Origin of the sequence: Streptococcus sp. 1453, assembly GCF_013276955.1 — a bacterium.
In the GTDB taxonomy this organism is placed as follows: Bacteria; Bacillota; Bacilli; order Lactobacillales; family Streptococcaceae; genus Streptococcus.
In genome coordinates this window covers 1-423 of the sequence record NZ_VMLZ01000017.1, presented here as the reverse complement: position 1 = coordinate 423, position 423 = coordinate 1, and the positions used below count along the sequence as shown (strand labels likewise).

The 423-nt window shown below is 48.2% G+C and carries 1 protein-coding gene; it reads left to right on the top strand.

Going from position 1 to position 423, the window contains the following annotated elements; all coding sequences use genetic code 11:
* Nucleotides 1–423: hypothetical protein (locus HW098_RS09080; RefSeq protein ID WP_205403005.1), on the top strand; the 423-nt coding region annotated here is incomplete at both ends.

Sequence of the window (423 nt, the reverse complement as noted above, 5' to 3'; positions counted from 1 at the left end):
GTGTCCCCACCGTTATTAGTGCTGCCACCGGTGTTAGTGTTGCCACTGGTGTTAGTGTTGCCACCGGTGTTGGTGTTGCCACCGGTGTTGGTGTTGCCACCGTTATTAGTGTTGCCACCGTTATTAGTGTTACCACCATTGTTAGTGTTACCACCGGTGTTGGTGTTACCACCATTGTTAGTGTTGCCACCATTGTTGGTATTACCACCATTGTTAGTGTTGCCACCATTGTTAGTGTTGCCACCATTGTTAGTGCCCCCACCGTTATTAGTGTTGCCACCATTGTTGGTGTTACCACCATTGTTAGTGTTGCCACCGGTGTTAGTGTTGCCACCATTGTTAGTGTTGCCACCATTGTTAGTGTCCCCACCGTTATTAGTGTTGCCACCATTGTTGGTATTACCACCATTGTTAGTGTCCCCA